The sequence below is a fragment of the Nesterenkonia sp. F genome (genome assembly GCF_000220985.1).
GTDB lineage: Bacteria > Actinomycetota > Actinomycetes > Actinomycetales > Micrococcaceae > Nesterenkonia.
This window is the reverse complement of the sequence record NZ_AFRW01000106.1, coordinates 1-17,085: the sequence shown is the minus strand read 5'-3', so window position 1 is coordinate 17,085 and position 17,085 is coordinate 1. Positions and strand designations below refer to the sequence as shown.

The 17,085-nt window shown below is 71.7% G+C and carries 14 protein-coding genes and 1 tRNA gene; 10 read left to right on the top strand and 5 right to left on the bottom strand.

Translation table 11 applies throughout. The annotated features are described in order from the left end of the window. The first annotated feature begins 214 nt into the window (after positions 1-214). Complete coding sequence (locus tag GU5_RS0109065) at positions 215-2,302, top strand: fructose-specific PTS transporter subunit EIIC (protein ID WP_010525268.1); 2,088 nt, start codon at positions 215-217, stop codon at positions 2,300-2,302. A 113-nt stretch (positions 2,303-2,415) separates the two neighbouring features. Then, the gene (locus GU5_RS0109060) at positions 2,416-2,688 is read left to right on the top strand and encodes an HPr family phosphocarrier protein (RefSeq protein WP_010525267.1); all 273 of its coding nucleotides are present in this window, start codon (positions 2,416-2,418) and stop codon (positions 2,686-2,688) included. 116 nt (positions 2,689-2,804) lie between these two features. On the opposite strand, the gene GU5_RS0109055 is transcribed toward GU5_RS0109060, so the two are convergent. The 3 genes from GU5_RS0109055 to upp all read right to left on the bottom strand — a co-directional run bounded on the left by GU5_RS0109055 (position 2,805) and on the right by upp (position 5,249). Beyond that, positions 2,805-3,311 carry a histidine phosphatase family protein gene (locus GU5_RS0109055; protein ID WP_010525266.1) on the bottom strand — a complete coding sequence of 169 codons (507 nt, stop codon included), beginning with the start codon at positions 3,309-3,311 and terminating at the stop codon, positions 2,805-2,807. Positions 3,312-3,345: 34 nt separating this feature from the next. Beyond that, positions 3,346-4,200, bottom strand: coding sequence for a winged helix-turn-helix domain-containing protein (locus GU5_RS0109050; RefSeq protein ID WP_010525265.1), 855 nt, complete (start codon positions 4,198-4,200; stop codon positions 3,346-3,348). Positions 4,201-4,613: 413 nt separating this feature from the next. Further along, a complete protein-coding gene (gene upp / locus GU5_RS0109045) occupies positions 4,614-5,249 on the bottom strand; it encodes a uracil phosphoribosyltransferase (protein WP_010525264.1) in 636 nt (211 codons plus the stop codon). 54 nt (positions 5,250-5,303) lie between these two features. On the opposite strand from upp, the gene tadA reads away from it, so the two are divergent. The 6 genes from tadA to GU5_RS0109015 all read left to right on the top strand — a co-directional run bounded on the left by tadA (position 5,304) and on the right by GU5_RS0109015 (position 9,433). Then, positions 5,304-5,834 (top strand): tRNA adenosine(34) deaminase TadA, encoded by a 531-nt coding sequence (tadA, locus tag GU5_RS0109040; RefSeq protein ID WP_010525263.1) that lies wholly within the window; start codon positions 5,304-5,306, stop codon positions 5,832-5,834. A 108-nt stretch (positions 5,835-5,942) separates the two neighbouring features. Further along, positions 5,943-6,986 (top strand): NAD(P)-dependent alcohol dehydrogenase, encoded by a 1,044-nt coding sequence (locus GU5_RS0109035; RefSeq protein ID WP_010525262.1) that lies wholly within the window; start codon positions 5,943-5,945, stop codon positions 6,984-6,986. A gap of 104 nt (positions 6,987-7,090) precedes the next feature. Then, complete coding sequence (locus GU5_RS0109030; protein ID WP_010525261.1) at positions 7,091-7,636, top strand: adenine phosphoribosyltransferase; 546 nt, start codon at positions 7,091-7,093, stop codon at positions 7,634-7,636. Between the two features lie 66 nt (positions 7,637-7,702). Next, positions 7,703-7,787 (top strand) — tRNA-Ser (locus GU5_RS0109025). A gap of 524 nt (positions 7,788-8,311) precedes the next feature. Next, positions 8,312-9,112, top strand: coding sequence for a hypothetical protein (locus GU5_RS0109020; RefSeq protein WP_010525260.1), 801 nt, complete (start codon positions 8,312-8,314; stop codon positions 9,110-9,112). Positions 9,113-9,223: 111 nt separating this feature from the next. Then, a complete protein-coding gene (locus GU5_RS0109015) occupies positions 9,224-9,433 on the top strand; it encodes a hypothetical protein (protein WP_010525259.1) in 210 nt (69 codons plus the stop codon). A gap of 418 nt (positions 9,434-9,851) precedes the next feature. Here the strand turns inward: GU5_RS0109015 and GU5_RS0109010 are convergent, their stop codons facing one another. Further along, on the bottom strand, positions 9,852-10,586 hold the full coding sequence (locus tag GU5_RS0109010) for an SRPBCC domain-containing protein (RefSeq protein ID WP_010525258.1): 735 nt from the start codon (positions 10,584-10,586) through the stop codon (positions 9,852-9,854). A gap of 232 nt (positions 10,587-10,818) precedes the next feature. Between GU5_RS0109010 and GU5_RS14965 the strand changes: the two genes are divergently transcribed. Beyond that, complete coding sequence (locus GU5_RS14965) at positions 10,819-13,242, top strand: bifunctional UDP-sugar hydrolase/5'-nucleotidase (protein ID WP_010525257.1); 2,424 nt, start codon at positions 10,819-10,821, stop codon at positions 13,240-13,242. Between the two features lie 235 nt (positions 13,243-13,477). Continuing rightward, entirely contained in the window at positions 13,478-16,387 is a 2,910-nt protein-coding gene (locus tag GU5_RS14960) for an ExeM/NucH family extracellular endonuclease (protein WP_010525256.1), read from the top strand. 236 nt (positions 16,388-16,623) lie between these two features. Here GU5_RS14960 and GU5_RS0108995 read toward each other — a convergent pair. Continuing rightward, on the bottom strand, positions 16,624-17,085 hold a 462-nt coding region (locus GU5_RS0108995), incomplete at its 5' end, for an IMP dehydrogenase (RefSeq protein WP_010525255.1).

The following is a 17,085-nucleotide window of genomic DNA, read 5'->3' as shown; positions in this document are numbered from 1 at the left end:
CCGCCGAGGACGCTCTGCGTCGGGCGGCCGCCCACGGACGCGCCGCCGCCGCCCTCCCCGGCTCGGTGATGCCGACGCCGGACGATCTCGACCTCGCCGCCGTCGTCGTGCAGCCGCTGCCGCGACGACCGCGCTGAGGTCCGCCCCCTGCGCCCTCCGCGGCGCTCCCCCGATCACTCGTCACCCCACCCCCGTCCATCGAAGGAACTCTGCCATGAGCAGCATCATCACACCGCAGCTGGTGAGCCTCGACGTTCTCGACCACACCGGGCCGCGCGAGGTCATCGACGCCCTCGCGGCACAGATCGCCGCCGCCGGCCGGACCGAGGACCCCGAGCAGCTGGCCGCCGACGCGGCCGCCCGCGAGGAGACCTCCCCGACCGGCATGCCCGGCGGCTTCGCCATCCCGCACTGCCGCACCTCCGCCGTCGAGGAGGCCACCCTGGCCTTCGCCCGGCTCGCCGCGCCGGTGGACTTCGGCGCCAAGGACGGCCCGGCGGACCTGGCCTTCTTCATCGCCGCCCCCGACGGCGCCGACAAGGCCCACCTGACCATCCTCGCCGCGCTGGCCCGCTCGCTGGTCAAGGCCGACTTCGTCACCGCGCTGCGCGAAGCCTCCTCCGCCGAGGAGGTCGTCGAGCTGGTCACCTCCGCCGTCGAGCCGGCCGCGCCGACGGAGGAGGCCTCCGCCGAGGCGACGCCGGCGAGCTCCGCCGCTTCGGCCTCCTCCGAGCACGCCTCCACCGGCGGCGCCGACGGCGCCTCCGGGTCCGGTCCCCGCCGGCTGGTGGCGATCACCGCCTGCCCGACGGGCATCGCCCACACCTACATGGCCGCCGACGCGCTGAAGCAGGCCGCCGCCGACCGCGGCGTCGAGCTGCAGGTCGAGACCCAGGGCTCGGCCGGCGCCGAGGCCCTGCCGCAGGAGGCGATCTCCGGCGCGGAGGCGGTCATCTTCGCCACCGACGTCGACGTCCGCGACAAGGCCCGATTCGCCGGCAAGCCGGTGGTCGCCGTGCCGGTCAAGCGCGCCGTCGACGGCGCCGGCGAGCTGGTCGAGGCCGCGCTCGCCGCCGCCGACGATCCGCAGGCCGCCCGGGTGAGCGCCGCTGCGGCCGAGTCCTCGGAGTCCGGCGCCGAGGAGGACGAGCACTTCGGCAAGAAGATCCAGCGCGTGCTGATGACGGGCGTGAGCTACATGATCCCATTCGTCGCCGCCGGCGGTCTGCTGATGGCCCTGGGCTTCCTGCTCGGCGGCTACACCATCACCGACGTCTCCGAGGACGTCACGCTGAACAACGCGCTGTGGAACCTGCCCTCCGGCGACGAGCTGCCCGAGGACTTCGTCGGCATGGGCCAGCTGGGTGCCTACCTCGGGGCAGTGGCCTTCACCATCGGCAATGCCTCGATGGCCTTCCTGGTGCCGGCTCTGGCCGGCTACATCGCCTTCGGCATGGCCGATCGGCCCGGCATCGCACCCGGCTTCGTCGCCGGCTCGGTCGCCGGCATCATGGGCGCCGGATTCATCGGCGGCATCGTCGGCGGCGTGCTCGCCGGCCTGGCCGCCCACTGGCTCCGCTCGCTGGCCGTGCCGCGCTGGCTGGCCGGGCTGATGCCGGTGGTGATCATCCCGCTGCTGGCCTCCATCGTCTCCTCCGGACTGATGGTCCTCTTCCTCGGCGGACCGATCGCCCAGCTGACCTCCGGGCTGGAGTCCTGGCTGTCGGGCATGACCGGCACGGCGGCCGTGCTCCTGGGCCTCGTGCTGGGCCTGATGATGTGCGTGGACCTCGGGGGCCCGGTGAACAAGGTGGCCTACTCCTTCGCCGTCGCCGGCCTCTCGGCGGGCTCGGTGGCCGACAACCCAGCTCCGCTGATGATCATGGCCACCGTCATGGCCGCGGGCATGGTCCCGCCGCTGGGCATGGCGTTGGCCACCTTCCTCGACCGGCGGCGCTTCACCGCCGCCGAGCAGGAGAACGGCAAGACCGCGGTGCTGCTGGGCGCGGCGTTCATCTCCGAGGGCGCGATCCCCTTCGCCGCGGCCGACCCGCTGCGCGTGCTGCCCTCGTCCATGGTCGGCGGTGCGGTCACCGGCGCGCTGACCATGGGCTTCGGCATCACCTCGCAGGCCCCCCACGGCGGCGCCTTCGTGTTCTTCGCCATCGACTCCTTCCCGCTGTTCATGGTCTCGGTGCTCATCGGTGCGGTGGTCACCGCGCTGACCGTCGTGGCGCTGAAGCGCTGGGTTCGCCGAGGCGAACCGGCCGAGACGACGGCGGCCGAGCCCGTGGCGGCCTGACACCGGCGCGAACCGCTTAGGATGGTTCTCAGACCCGCGACGGCACCGTCGTCGCGGCCCTGAGGATTCCCTCACCGACCCCCGCAGACAGATCGATCCAGGAGGACGACCCCATGGCCCAGAGGACCGCCACCATCGGCTCGAAGGCCGGCCTGCACGCCCGCCCCGCGGCCGTGTTCGCCGAGGCCGCCGGCTCGCAGTCGGTGCCGGTGACCATCGCCAAGGCCGACGACCCGGAGGAGACCTTCGATGCGAGCAGCATCCTGGGCCTGATGGGCATCGGCGCCGAGTACGGTCACGAGGTCGTGCTCACCGCCGAGGGCGACGGCGCCGAGGAGGCGCTGGACGCGCTCGTCGAGGTGCTGGAGACCGAGCAGGACGGCTGAGTCCCGCCGCACCTCCCGCGCCCGCCGCGCGACAGAAGGGGGCCGCCGACCGGATCATCCGGTCGTCGGCCCCCTTCGTCAGCCGGTCTGCGCTCGGGCTGTGCGCGGGCTGCGGCTCAGTCCCAGAACTCCACGAGCCGCGCGTCGCGGCCGTCGAGCTCGGCCCAAGGCTTGGCGATCCGAAAACGGGCCAGCCCCGCCGTCGGCCAGCTGCCGGCCATCCGGAGCACCGGCTCCTCCTCGGAGTCGGCGGAGGCGAGCTCGCTGCTGAGCTCCTGGACGCCGGGCATGTGGGCGATCACCAGCAGCGAGCGCACCGTCTCCGGCGTCTCGTTGATCACCGAGAGCATCGCCCGCGAGGAGGCCAGATACAGTCGCGGCTCGTGATACGCCGTCGATCCCTTCTCCCCCAGCTGCTGGCCGACCCAGGTGCAGGTCTGCCGGGTGCGCATGGCGTCGGAGCAGATGATCCAGTCGGGATGGGCGCCCGCGTCCAGCAGCCGTGCCCCCACGGCGCGAGCCTGCTCGGCTCCCCGCTCGGTCAGCGTGCGGGCATGGTCCTCCTCGCTGAAGGAGTGCCCGGCCTGGGCGTGGCGAAGCACCAGCAGCTCGGCAGTCGACATCAGAGCCTCAGTTCGGATCGAGGTCGCAGGGAGATCAGATGGAGTATTCGGGCGCGGCCCAGACGGTGACCTCAGGGTGCTCGTAGAAGCGGTACCCCTGCCCGCGGACGGTGCGCACGGTGTTCGCCAGCCGGCCGAGCTTCGAACGCAGCCGCCGGATGTGGACGTCGATGGTGCGCTCGTTGGGCATCTGATCCGGGTCGGCGTGGCGCCACAGCGCGTGCAGCAGCTCCTCGCGCCCGACGGTCCGCGACCCGTTCTCGACCAGGTAGTTCAGCAGCTCGAACTCCTTGTAGGTCAGGTTGAGATCCTCGCCGTCGAGCTTGACCTCGCGCCGCGAGAGATCGATGAGCACCCCGGCCGACGACGGCGTCTGCGGAGCCGCCAGCGGGGCGTCCGCGGCGCGGTGGGCGACAGTCGGGTCCCCGAGAGCCTGGCGGACCACTTCCAGGTCACCGCCCTCGGCGGCCGCCGAGGCCATGGCCATGGCGATGTGCACCTGCGAGTCCGGGGCGATGGACTCGACGTAGTCGCGCATCTCGGTGGCGATGCGGTGCAGCGAGGTGCCGGCCGCGGAGGCGGCGTCCTCGTCCAGTCCCACGTAGACGACGAAGCCGCGGGCGACGACGTCGGGCTGGACCATCTGCGGGCCGCCGCCGTTCTGCGCGACCACCGGGACCGGCGCGGTGCGGGGCTGGGCCTCCGCCGAGGATGCTGAACCGGCGCGCCGCGAGCGTCCGCCCCGGGCCGCCGAGGACCCGGTCGACTGCCCCGCACGGCCGTCCTGGCCTCCGCGCACGCGACGGGCGAGCTCGGCGCGACGGGCGGCGTTGCGCACGGAGACGTGGACGTACCCGGGGTTCTGGGCCTGGCTGGAATCGGCGGACATGTGACCTGCTCTCTCCTGGCTGGTGCCGCTGGTCTCGTCAGTCCAGACTCTCCGTCACACATGAAATTTGCAAGTAATATAGACGCAGATCTTTCACATCGTGAGACAATACGGGGTCACCGTGTTCAGGATCACACTGTGCCCCGCGCGCCTCCCCGCACGCGATCCCTCGCCGCCCCGAGCGCGACCGAGAGCGCGACCGAGAGCGCGGGGCACCCTCACCGCACGACCGGATCCCTGTGAGATCAACGGAGGAGTGCCGAGGAACGAGCCACCGGCGGCACCGATGGCGGCGGACCCGCAGCGGGAACGAGCCCGCCGGGGACGCGAGCAGGCGGCGCATACCCGCTTCGACTGAACGCCTGCTGGACGGCTCCCGGATGGCCCGGACGGTCCGGACGCGGCGGCAGGTCCTACTCGGCCAGGCCGTAGAGCCGATCGCCGGCGTCGCCGAGGCCGGGGACGATGTAGGCGTTCTCGTCGAGCTTCTCGTCGATGGCGGCCAGGTACAGCTCGACGTCGAGGTCGCCGACCTCCTTCTTCAGCCGCTCGATGCCCTCCGGGGCGGCCAGCAGGCAGATGCAGGTCACCTGTGCGGCGTTGCGCTCCGTCAGGAAGCGGATGGACTCGGCCAGCGTGCCGCCGGTGGCCAGCATCGGGTCGAGCACGAAGACGTGGCGGCCGGTGAGGTCGTCGGGCAGCCGCTCGGCGTAGGTGATGATGTCGAGGGTCTCCTCGTTGCGCGCCATGCCCAGGAAGCCGACCTCGGCCGTCGGGATCATCGAGGTCATGCCCTCGAGCATGCCCAGCCCGGCGCGCAGGACCGGGACCACCAGCGGCGTCGGACCCGCCAGCTGCGTGCCCTCGGTCTCGGTGACCGGAGTGGTGATGGTGACCGGCTCGACGGCGATCGAGTCGCTGGCCTCGTAGGACAGCAGCATCACCAGCTCCTGGGTGAGCTGGCGGAAGTGGTTCGAGCTGGTCTCCGCCCGACGCAGCTGGGTGAGCTTGTGGGCGATCAACGGGTGTTCGACGACCTGTACGCGCATGGCTCCAAACTACCAGCAGCCCGTCGGCCGGACCGCGCTCGGTAGGCTGGCCGCATGCCCGCTCCCGAGACGCCCGAGGCCCGGCACGACGCCGGCTCCGGCGCTGCCGACACCTTCGACCCCCGCTCGTCCGCCACGCAGCGCACGCTGATCGGCCGCTGCCTCGAGCTGGCCGCCCGGGCCGGCGACGACGGCGACGTGCCGGTCGGCGCCGTCGTGGTCGCCGCGGACGGCACGGTGCTGGGCACCGGATCGAACACCCGCGAGCGCGACGTCGACCCGGCCGGCCATGCCGAGATCAACGCGCTGCGCGAGGCCGCCGCCGCCCGCGGCAGCTGGCATCTGGCCGACTGCACGCTGGCGGTCACCCTGGAACCGTGCCCGATGTGCGCCGGGGCCATCGTGCTCTCGCGGATCGACACCGTGGTCTTCGGCGCCTGGGACGAGAAGGCCGGCGCCTCCGGCTCGGTCTTCGACATCCTGCGCGAGCCGCGGCTGAACCACTGGGTGGAGGTCCACCCCGGGGTGCGCGAGGCCGAGTGCGCCGAGCAGCTGCGCGCCTTCTTCGCCGAGCGCCTGCGCTGACCGGCCGAGCGGCCGCCTGCACCGAGGGTCCGGCCGACGCCTCGTGACAGCCCCTCCTGCACCCAGAAGAATGGCCGGACATACCGCGTCCACCGCCAGGAGGTTCTGATGAAAGCACTGCAGTACGTGGAGATCGGTCGTCCGCCGGAGGTCAGGGAGGTGCCGACCCCCGAGCCCGGCCCGGGAGAGGTGCGCCTGAGGGTCACCGCGGCCGGTGCCTGCCACTCCGACTCCTTCGTCATGGGTCTATCAGATGAGGAGTATGAACAGTTCGGCTACCCGCTGCCGATGACGCTCGGCCATGAGGGGGTCGGCGTCGTCGACGCGCTGGGCGCCGGCGTCGAGGCTGTGGCCGTGGGCGACGCCGTCGCCGTCTACGGACCGCAGGGCTGCGGGCGCTGCCACGCCTGCGCGCAGGGCAAGGAGAACTACTGCCCGCATGCCGCCGAACTGGGCATCACCCCTCCGGGCCTCGGCTCCGACGGCGCGATGGCCGAGCACCTGATCGTCCGCGACCCGCGGCACCTGGTCCCGCTCGGCGATCTCGACCCGGTGACCCATGTGGCGCTGACCGACGCCGGCCTGACGCCGTACCATGCGATCACCGGCTCGCTGACGAAGCTGGGGCCCGGCAGCACCGCCGTGGTCATCGGCGCCGGCGGGCTCGGACACGTCGCGATCCAGCTGCTCCGGGCGCTGACCCCGGCGACGGTCGTCGCCCTCGACATCAGCGAGGAGAAGCTCGCCCTGGCCCGCGAGGTCGGCGCCCACCACGCCTTCGCCTCCGACGAGCAGGCCGCCGGCCGGATCGCCGAGGCCGTCGGCTCGACGACCGTCACCGCAGTCTTCGACTTCGTCGCCGCCCAGCCGACGGTGGACCTGGGGGCCGCGCTGCTCGGCCCGGAGTCCGACCAGGTCCTCGTCGGCGTCGGCGCCGCATCCACCGACGTCGGAATGCTGGCCCGTCCCTACGACTCCACGATCCGCGGGCCGTACTGGGGCAGCCGCTCGGAGCTCATCGAGGTGTTCGAACTCGCGCGCACCGGCCAGGTGTCCGTGGAGACCGAGCGGTTCAGCCTCGACGAGGCGCCCGAGGCCTACCATCGGCTGCACGAGGGCACACTGCGCGGTCGCGCCGTCGTCGTCCCCTGAGGCACGCTCCGCTGCCGAGCGGCGTCGCCGAGCACGGACGGGCGCGGACCGGCGTGGGCGGGCAGCCCGGGGCCGGACGCACCGGAAGTTGCTATCGTTGCCCGGTGCTCACCGACCACCCGTTCCCCGAAGCCCTGACCGGCGCCCTGACGCGCGCCGAGTCGCTGATCGCCGAGACGCCGGACTACCCCGAGCCCGGCGTGCTCTTCCGCGACATCTCGCCGGTGCTGGTCGACGCCGCGGCGCTGGGGGCGGTGACCGAGGCGATGATCACCCCGTTCGCCGGAGCGTTCGACATCGTCGCCGGGATCGAGGCGCGCGGCTTCCTGCTGGCCGGCACCATCGCCGCGACCGCCGGCGTGGGCACGCTGCCGATCCGCAAGGCCGGCAAGCTGCCGAATCCGGCGGCCTCGATCGAGTACCACCTGGAGTACGGCAGCGCGGCCATCGAGGCGCCCGGGGTGCTGCCGACCGGCGCCCGGGTGCTGCTGGTCGACGACATCCTGGCCACCGGCGGGACGCTGGGCGCCTCGCGGAGGCTGATCGCCGAGCTCGGCGGCGAGGTCGTCGGCGCCTCGGTGGTGCTGGCCCTCGACGAGCTGGGCGGCGAACGGGTCGCCGGACCGGTGCACGCCCCGTTCCACGCCTGAGGAGCCGGGCTTCCGACCTCGAATTGGTCCGCGCGGGGGACCTCCGGTAGCATTGTCAGGTCTCAAGGTGACGTGTCCGAGCGGCCGAAGGTGCGACACTCGAAATGTCGTGTGCGGAAACGCACCGTGGGTTCGAATCCCACCGTCACCGCCGAGCAGAGAGCCCCTGACCTGGACTTTTCCGGGTCAGGGGCTCTCTTTGTCGGCGCAGATGCCCGATATGTCGGCACAGCTGTCCGTGGCCCGCCATAAGATCCGGGCCTATAACCCTATGGCCACGATTCGCACCCGCATCACGAAGTCCGGCCGGCCGGCCTGCACCGTCGTGTGGCGCGATCCGGACCAGGGATTCCAGTCCCGCACCTTCTCCGAGAAGCGTCGCGCCGAGGACCTCCGCGACGTCCTCGACGACACCGCCCGAGATGCGCACATGAGTGTGCGCACTTCCCGCCTGCGGACGGACAGTCATTCGGCATCGCACACCGGCCCTCGCCGCAGCGCGCGGGGCCGCTGCTCTGCCCGGCTCGGTGATGGTCTCGGATATCCATCGCGAGGGGACGGTCCTCGTGTCGTCGACCGATGAGTCCGCCGTGAAATGGGTACTTAAGTCGCCTGTCGGCCGCTGCCGTCGCCGACTACTTTCGATTGCACGAGGCAATGAGTATATGGAGGTGCATGATGTTCGGCCTGATCACTCGCTCCGTCGTCCCGCTGGCGGCGGCCGCCCTCTCGAGCAGCATCGTGACGGGACCCGAGGCTGCGACGCCGAATCCGGGAGGCGTCACCGACGTCGAGTCGGCAGCCGATTCGACGGCTTCGTCCGGCCCGGTCGCGGGCGCCCAGACCTGTTCTGCCACGGTTGATCCGGCAGAAGGTTCGACCACGCTGACGACTCTCGAGGGGGACGAAGCTGAGATCCTGACGGATGCGGCTCTCGCGGACCTCAGCGGCGGAGAGGTGCAGCTGCATGACGCAGAATCAGCTCTGGAGACCGTCGATGCCGCGGTGAACACCGTGGACGCCGAAGGCGAGACGTTCCGGTCGGTGACGATCCCGGTGGGTGGCGACTACATCGAGCCCAGCAACGTCACGGTCATCTACGATGAGGCAGGAGATGTTGCTTCGCACAGCGAGTCGCTGATCCGGAAGCAGCCGTCAGGCGATGTCCACGTCACCTCTTACACCGACGGCCAGCTGTCCGTCGACAAGACCATCGACAGTGAGACTCTCGCCGCTGCTGACCACCCGGCACGGCAGCGGGCAATGCCTCGACTGATCCATCCGGCGTCCAGTCTGCCTTCCAGGACAGTTCCGTCACGCAGGGCGAGTCATCCGCTGACGTCGGCGTCTACGGGGGCGGATCGGAGGTCTCCCAGGCAGGAGTCGGCAGTACTGTCGCCTGCATCACCGCAGTGCTCGGCGTCGGCGGTGGAACCGCCTATCTCATCGCCACGATGTGTGCTGGGGCGTGCGTGACGTCGGCGACCGGTTTCAGCGCAGCTGTGTGCGCTGCGTGCATCGGCGGCTATGCAACCATCGGTGGCGCGTCGGTGACCGCCGTCGCCAGTTGCTTCTGAGGTGAGAGACATGTCGAAGGGGCGCAAGCAGTTCCTGGCGTTCTTCATCCCGATGGTGCTCGCCGCGGCGGGGTTGATCGTGGTCATCCCTCAACTGTTCGACGGCGGGACCCCCGAGCTCTGGGGGATCGCCGGTGCGCTGGCAGTGATCGCCGCGAGCTGTGCTGTGACGGCGCACCGCCTCCGGCCAGCCCCGGGCGGCAGCAACGCGGAATCGTGACCAGTGAGCTGGTCCGAGTACTCATCCCGACGGAACGCTCGGGGTCCAGGGCTCGTGCGAGTCCCGGACCCCATTCTCGAACAGCGGAGAAGACCCCCGAGCTGACCAGCGTTGAGGGGACGCTTCAGAATGGCCAGCCCGGGGGCCCGTATCACTCGCACCTCGATGAGGTGATGACCACGCTACATGTGGGTCATGACTGCAGGCCGAGTAGCCACTGGGAATCTCCTGGACACGATGAGGCCGGCGGGGCCGCCGGGGAGGGTGCGAGGATGCGGTCTCGCTCGATCGCTGCAACGCCTCTCCCCGTTGGAGAGGCAGGTCGTGGCGTCGCCGAGCGCGCACGACGACTCTTGCGAGGCGACGGGAGGCGAGACCTCCTCGAATCCTTCCTCCGGCACTCGTCGAATACGGCCGCTCACTCCCCCGGCTGCGGCTCGGTGTAGAAGGCCGTCGCCCGCGCTTCAGCGGCACGGGCCTGCTCCTCCTCGGTGCCGGCGGCCACGGAGGCCGCCGCCCAGCGGATGCTGGTTCCGGCGATGAACTCCCGCGCCTCCGGCGTGGTCACCCAGGCCGACTCCTCGACGGGACGGCTGCGGCCGGCGCGCAGATGATGGGCCAGCCCCAGCAGCGTCAGATCCCAGCCGACGCCGGCCGCACCGGGGCCGTACTCGCGCCAGAAGGACTCGGGGCACCGATCATGGTGCTCGAGGATCAGGCGCGCGCCCGCCGTCGCGCCGGCCTCCTCGACCGGGTCGCAGCGGGCGACCACCCGCGAGACGTCCTCGCCGAACTCCCAGGTCACCTGCAGCATCCCCCGCTCCTCCGGCGAGCGCGGCGGCCGGCAGGACTCCACGACGCCGCTCGCCGCCCCCTCGACCTCGAAGCGCCCGCCCTCACGCAGCTCCCCGGCGACCGGATGCAGCCACTGGGCCAGGCGCTCCGGAGAGGTCAGCGCCTGCCAGAGCTCCTCGACGCCGACCGGGTGACCCTGGATCAGACGCAGCGTGACGGCCAGCTCGCCGTCGTCCGCACCGGGAGCCGCATCGGAGTCCGCTCCCCCGCGCGTCCGCTCGACCGACAGCTCGCGCGACACCGCGTCCAGCTGCCCCTCGGCCTCGATGATCGTCTCCGTCCGCCCATCCGTCTGCATGCCTCCATTCACGCACTGCAGTGCGCTTCGACGCCACCCGCGCCGCCGAGCGGACGTTCCTGCCGCCGACGAGGTCGTGGCGTGGCGTTCGCCCCGCCGTCGTCTGCTGTTAAGAGAAGGTTGATGAACTGAACGATGTGCGTGCCGTCACGTGGAGCCCCCGCTGCTCCCCGACCGACGACCACGCGCAGGGATCACGCACCGTACTGTCGAGATGAGAGGCACACCCCCGGTGACATATCGAGAACCACCTGTCGACCAGCCGCGACGCTCCCGTCCGCTGCCGCGCGGCTCGGCCGCCGCAGCGCTGGCACTGGCGCTGATCGGCCCCGCCCCGGCCGCCGCGGCGACGGCCGAGGAGACCGCGACTCCGGAGCAGGACACGCAGAGCAGCTCGACCGAGGACCTCGTCGACCTCGACATCCTCTCCATCAACGACTTCCACGGTCGCCTGGAGGCCGACGGCGACGTCGCCGGCGCCTCGCGACTGGCCTGCACCGTCGACGCTCGCCGCGCCGAGAACCCGAACACGCTGTTCGTCTCCGCCGGCGACAACGTCGGCGCCTCGACCTTCACCTCCTTCATCCAGGACGACCAGCCGACCATCGAGGCGCTCAACGCGATGGACCTCGACGTCTCCGCGCTGGGCAACCACGAGTTCGACGGCGGCTCCGCCGACGTCGACGACCGGCTCCTCCCCGAGTCCGACTTCCCGCTGCTGGGCGCGAACATCGTCGACGCCTCCTCCGGGGAGCCGCTCTACGAGCCCTATGCGGTCGAGGAGGTCGACGGCGTCGACGTCGGCTTCATCGGCGTCATCACCGAGGACATGCCGAATCTGGTCAGCCCGGCCGGCGTCGAGGGCATCCGCTGGGCCGACATGTCCGAGACGGTGAACCACTATGCCGAGGAGCTGACCTCGGAGGAGAAGGCCGACGTCATCGTCGTCCTCGCCCACGACGGAGCGCCGGGCACCGACCTGGCCTCCGCAGACGGCGCCCCCTACGGGAAGCTCGTCGACCAGGTCCCGGCCTCGGTGGACGCGATCATCTCCGGGCACACCCACCAGGAGTACGCGCTGCAGAACGCGAACGGCACCTGGGTCACCCAGACCGGCCAGTACTCCGAGGGACTGGGGTCGCTGGAGCTGACCTACGACCGCGCCGCCGGCGAAGTCGTCGAGTCCCGGGCCGAGGTCGTCGACCTGGTCGACGACGCCGCCCCGGACGCCGATGCCTGCACCGACGCGGAGGTCCAGGGCATCGTCGACGACGCGGTGGCCCACGCCGACGAGGCCGGAGCTGCAGTGGTCGGCGAGGTCACCGGCGAGCTGCCGCTGGATCGGGCGCAGAACGCCGACGGCTCGGAGAACCGCGCGGCCTCCTCGCCGCTGGGCAGCTTCGTCGCCGACGCCCAGGCCTGGGCGGCCCGGCAGACCACGCCGGACGTCGACTTCGGCGTGATGAACCCCGGCGGCCTGCGCGCCGACGTCGGCTCCGGAGAGATCACCTACGAGGAGCTGGCCACCTCCCAGCCCTTCGCCAACACGCTGGCGGTCCTGGACCTGACCGGCGAGCAGGTCCGGAGGCTGCTCGAGCAGCAGTGGCGCGAGGACACCACCATCACGCTGGCCCAGTCGGCCGAGCTGCGCTACACCTACGACCCGACCGCCCCGATCGGCGAGCGCCTCGGCCACGTCGTGGTCGACGGCGAGCCCCTCGACGCGGACACCACCTACCAGGTGATGGCCAACAGCTTCCTGGCCTCCGGCGGCGACGGGTTCTCGGTGTTCACCGAGGCGCCCTCTTCGGACACCGGGATGACGGATCTGACCGGCATCGTCGACTACGTCGAGGAGCACACCCCGGTCGCTCCGGACAGTGCGCTGCGCTCGACCGCGGTGACCTGGCAGAGCGACCCCGGCGCCGTCCACGGCCCCGGCGACGAGATCTCGTTGGAGATCGGCGGCCTCGCCCACAGCACCGCCGCCGCGCCGGTCGGCGATGAGGTCTCGGTCTCGCTCGGCGGCGCCGACAGGGGAACCGTCCCGCTGGACACCAGCTTCGTGGACCAGACCGACGAGCGCGGCCGTGCCGAGATCACCGTGGAAGTCCCTGAGCACCTCGACGGCGGCGAGGCCTCCGAGGTCTCCGCGGTTCTGAGCACCGCGCTGGCCTCGACGACGGACGACGCCGCACCGGAGGCCGGCGAGGTGCCGCTGGTCATCGAGGAGCCCGTCACCGGGACCCGGCTGGAGCTGCCCGTGACCGTCTCCGGCGAGGTGCTCGCCGCAGCCGACGGCGAGACTCCGGAGGAGACCCCGAGCGAGACCCCGGACGGTTCCTCCGAGACCGGCTCGGGCTCCCCGGAGGACGACGAGCCGAGCGATCAGGACGCGTCCACCCGACAGCCGACCGAGCAGCCGACCGAGCAGCAGGACGCCGGACAGGAGGCCGACGCACCGGCCGGCTCGGATGCCCAGGACGAGTCGAGCGATCGGGGCGAGACGACCGAGCCCGTCGCCGACGACGGTTCGGATGAGGACCTGGCCTCCACGGGCGCCTCCGGCGCGGCGTTGCTGATGGCCGCCGTCGTCGTGGCGCTGGGCGGCGGCACCGCGCTGGTGTTGCTCACCCGGCGTCGCGCCGTGCGCTGATCCGGCCGATACGCGGCCGTGGGGCGTTCCCGAGACGGAATTCCCCGTCAGTTCCCGGGACGTCCGACGGCGGCGACGTCGAGGTCGACCACAGCGTGTTCGCCCCGACGTCGCATGTCGTTCACACCACGATGATGGGATCGGGCGGCGGCACGACCCAGGCCCCGCGGCCGGGCGCCGTCGCCCGATCACGACGCACTGTCACCACACCCACCGACGATGAGGAACCCCCGCTATGGATGTCACCTCTGACCAGACCCGCACCGCCGGCGCTCCGGGATCCCGACGGCGCGGCCTGACCGCGGTCGTCGCCGGCGCCGGCCTGACCGCCGCGCTGCTCGCACCCGCTCCGGCGGCCGCCGTCCCGCAGCAGCCCGAGCAGACGGGCGACCAGCAGACCGACCAGACCGAGCTCGCCGCCCAGCAGGAGAGCGCCGACGTCGTCATCAGCGAGGTCTACACCACCGGCGCCGGCACCGACGCCGCCTTCGATCAGCGCTTCATCGAGCTGCAGAACACCGGCGAGACGCCGGTGGACCTCTCCGACTGGTCGATCAACTACCGCCCCTCCTCGCGCGGCGAGGACAACCTCACACCGTCGGGGCACACCGACCTCAGCGGCAGCATCGAGCCCGGCGGCCACTACCTGATCTCCAACCCCGGCCTCTCCGCCGGGGACGGGCAGGTCCTGCCGGAGCCGGACGAGCATCTCGGCGGGGCGACCGCCATGCGCGACGGCGTGATCTGGCTGTCCGACTCCGACCAGCCGATCGACGTGCCGCTGGGCGACGCCCAGGACGTCGACGGCGTGGTCGATCTGCTCGGCTACGGCGGCGCCAACACCGTCGAGACCGCGGCCGCCGACTCGGTCTCGGGCAGCTCGGACGTGCGCTCCATGGTCCGCGCCGACGGCATCGACACCGACGACAACTCCGCGGACTTCGCGCTGTCCTCGACGATCACCCCGACCAACAGCGCCGGCGAGCAGATCGTCCACGAGGGCGACGGCGGCGACGGCGGCTCCGGCGACGGCGAGGACGACCGGAACGATCCGACCGAGCTGGCGATCGACGAGATCCCGCGCAGCCTGGACTCCGGCGAGAACGAGCTGCTCGAGCAGCCGGTCACCGTCAGCGGGGTGGTCACCGCCGCCTACCCGACCGGCGGCTTCGACGGATTCGTCGTCCAGACCCCGGGCACCGGCGGCGACGTCGACCTCGACGAGCACAGCGCCTCGGACGCGATCTTCGTCTACTCCCCCTGGCAGGTCGGCGAAGTCTCCGTCGGCGACCACGTCGAACTCACCGCCGACGTGACCACCTACTCCGGCCAGGTCCAGCTCTCCCTCTACGCCGGGTCCGACCAGACCCCGGAGCATGCGCTGGCCCAGCTCGACGAGCCGGCCGAAGCGATCAAGCCCGCCGTCGTCGAGTTCCCGGAGACCGAGGCCGAGCGGCAGAGCCTGGCGGGGATGCTCATCGACCCGCAGGGCAGCTACACGGTCACCGACAACTACACGCTGAACCAGTACGGCGAGATCGGCGTGGTCGCCGGCGACGAGCCGCTGTCCACGCCCACCGACGTCGTCGCCCCCGGCGAACAGGCCCGGGCGCTGGCCGCCGAGAACTCCGAGCGGCTGTTCTATCTGGACGACGGATCCTCGACGAACCTCAGCCGCTCCCCCGGCTGGGACCAGGAGCTGCCCTACATCACCGCTTCAGCCCCGGCTCGCATCGGCGCCGACGTGCAGTGGGAGCAGCCGGTGATCGTCGACCACCGCTACGACGAGTGGCGGCTGCAGCCCACCGGCCACCTGACGGGCGAGACCGCCGGGGAGGTGCAGCCGGCCACGATCGAGGACACCCGCGCCTCCGAGCAGCAGCCCGCCGCGCCGGAGGGCGACGTGCGGCTGGCCAGCTTCAACGTGCTCAACTACTTCGTCCACCTCGGCGAGGACGAACAGGGCTGCGACTACTACAGCGACCGCGACGGCGAGCCGACCACCACTGACTGGTGCACCGTCCGCGGCGCGTACTCGCAGGAGTCCTTCGAGCGGCAGCAGACCAAGATCGTCACCGCGATCAACGCGCTGGACGCCGACGTCGTCGCGCTGCAGGAGATCGAGAACTCCGCGCACTTCACCGACGACGCCGACCGCGACATGGCCATGGAGAACCTGGTCGAGGCGCTCAACGCCGATCTGGGGGCCGAGGAGTGGGCCGCGGTGGCCAGCCCCGCGGAGACTCCGGCCGTCGAGGACGAGGACGTGATCCGCAACGGCTTCATCCACCGCGTCGACGCCGTCGAGCCGGTGGGCGACTCGCGGATCCTCTTCGACGAGGGCATCGACGACATCATGACCGACGAGCTGTCGGCCCTCGACGTCGAGTCGATCTTCTCCAACGCCCGCGAGCCGCTGGCCCAGCAGTTCCAGCCGGTCGACGGCGACGAGGACGACCGCTTCTTCGCGGTCGTCAACCACCTCAAGTCCAAGGGCTCGGCGCCCGACGACGGCCCGAACGCCGAGACCGGCGACGGCCAGGGCGCGTGGAACGCCGCCCGGCAGGAGCAGGCCGGGGCTCTGGACGCCTTCGCCGACGCGCTGGCCGCCGACACCGGCACCGAGCGGGTCTTCCTGATGGGCGACTTCAACTCCTACACCCAGGAGGACCCGCTGCAGGTGCTCGCCGACGGCGGCTTCAGCAACCTCGCCGCCGACGCCGGCGACACCTACGCCTACGACGGGCAGGTCGGCTCGCTCGACCACGTCCTCGGCACCGAGGCGGCGGCGGACTCAGTGGTGCAGACAGACATCTGGAGCATCAACTCGGTCGAGCCGATCGCGGCGGAGTACAGCCGCTACAACGGCAGCGCCACCGACCTCTACGCCCCGGACCAGTGGCGCGCCTCCGACCACGACCCGGTGATCGTCGACATCGCGCTGGACTCCGAGGACGGCTCGGACGACGGATCCGGCGAGGACGGCTCCGGCGATGATTCCGGGAACCCGGGCCATGGTCAGGGCCCTCCCGAGGGCAAAGGTCACACTCGGGACGACCACCCGGGCAACGGGCCGGGCCAGAACAACGGCAATGGCAACAACGGGAACGGCAAGGGGAACAACGGCAACGGCCGAGGCAACTGACCACCGGGGCCCGTCGCTGACGTGACGTCCGCGCCGGCCGTGCCGGCCCGCTGAGAGAGCCTGCCGGCTCCCCCGCAGTCAGCTGCGGCGGAGCCGACGGGCTCTTCTCATGCGGCCGGGCGATCGACGTCCCAGTTCGAGTCGTATCTGCCCGATCGCGTGCCCGAGATGTGACTCGGACAGGGACCCCGACGTGGGCGGCCAGCGGTGCCCTCGACGGCCGGCGGCTCTGCTGCTCAGCGGCTCTGCTGCTGGCTCGGCGGGGAGACGATCGCGTCCACCCGCTGGAAGGACTTCAGGTCCGAGTAGCCGGTGGCGGCCATCGCCCGGCGCAGCCCGCCCATCAGATTCGACGACCCGTCGGTGTGGTGGCTGGGGCCCCAGAGAACCTCCTCCAGCGGACCGACGGTGCCCACGTGGGTGCGGTGTCCGCGCGGGAAATCCGGGTGCACCGCCTCCGGGCCCCAGTGCCAGCCGCGCCCGGGGGCCTCCTCGGCACGGGCCAGGGTGGTGCCGAGCATGACCGCGTCGGCGCCCATGCCCAGGGCCTTGACGATGTCGCCGGAGGTGCCCAGCCCGCCGTCGGCGATCACGTGGACGTAGCGGCCGCCGGACTCGTCGAGGTAGTCGCGGCGGGCGGCGGCGATGTCGCTGATGGCGGTGGCCATCGGCACACGGATGCCCATCGCCCGGCGGGT

Coding starts and splice junctions, on each gene's coding strand:
- GU5_RS0109020 (WP_010525260.1), top strand. CDS start 8,312: ATGATGTTCGGCCTGATCACTCGCTCCGTCGTCCCGCTGGCGGCGGCC.
- upp (WP_010525264.1), bottom strand. CDS start 5,249: ATGCGCGTACAGGTCGTCGAACACCCGTTGATCGCCCACAAGCTCACC.
- GU5_RS0109015 (WP_010525259.1), top strand. CDS start 9,224: ATGTCGAAGGGGCGCAAGCAGTTCCTGGCGTTCTTCATCCCGATGGTG.
- GU5_RS0109010 (WP_010525258.1), bottom strand. CDS start 10,586: ATGCAGACGGATGGGCGGACGGAGACGATCATCGAGGCCGAGGGGCAG.
- tadA (WP_010525263.1), top strand. CDS start 5,304: ATGCCCGCTCCCGAGACGCCCGAGGCCCGGCACGACGCCGGCTCCGGC.
- GU5_RS0109050 (WP_010525265.1), bottom strand. CDS start 4,200: ATGTCCGCCGATTCCAGCCAGGCCCAGAACCCCGGGTACGTCCACGTC.
- GU5_RS0109065 (WP_010525268.1), top strand. CDS start 215: ATGAGCAGCATCATCACACCGCAGCTGGTGAGCCTCGACGTTCTCGAC.
- GU5_RS0109060 (WP_010525267.1), top strand. CDS start 2,416: ATGGCCCAGAGGACCGCCACCATCGGCTCGAAGGCCGGCCTGCACGCC.
- GU5_RS0109055 (WP_010525266.1), bottom strand. CDS start 3,311: ATGTCGACTGCCGAGCTGCTGGTGCTTCGCCACGCCCAGGCCGGGCAC.
- GU5_RS14960 (WP_010525256.1), top strand. CDS start 13,478: ATGGATGTCACCTCTGACCAGACCCGCACCGCCGGCGCTCCGGGATCC.
- GU5_RS0109035 (WP_010525262.1), top strand. CDS start 5,943: ATGAAAGCACTGCAGTACGTGGAGATCGGTCGTCCGCCGGAGGTCAGG.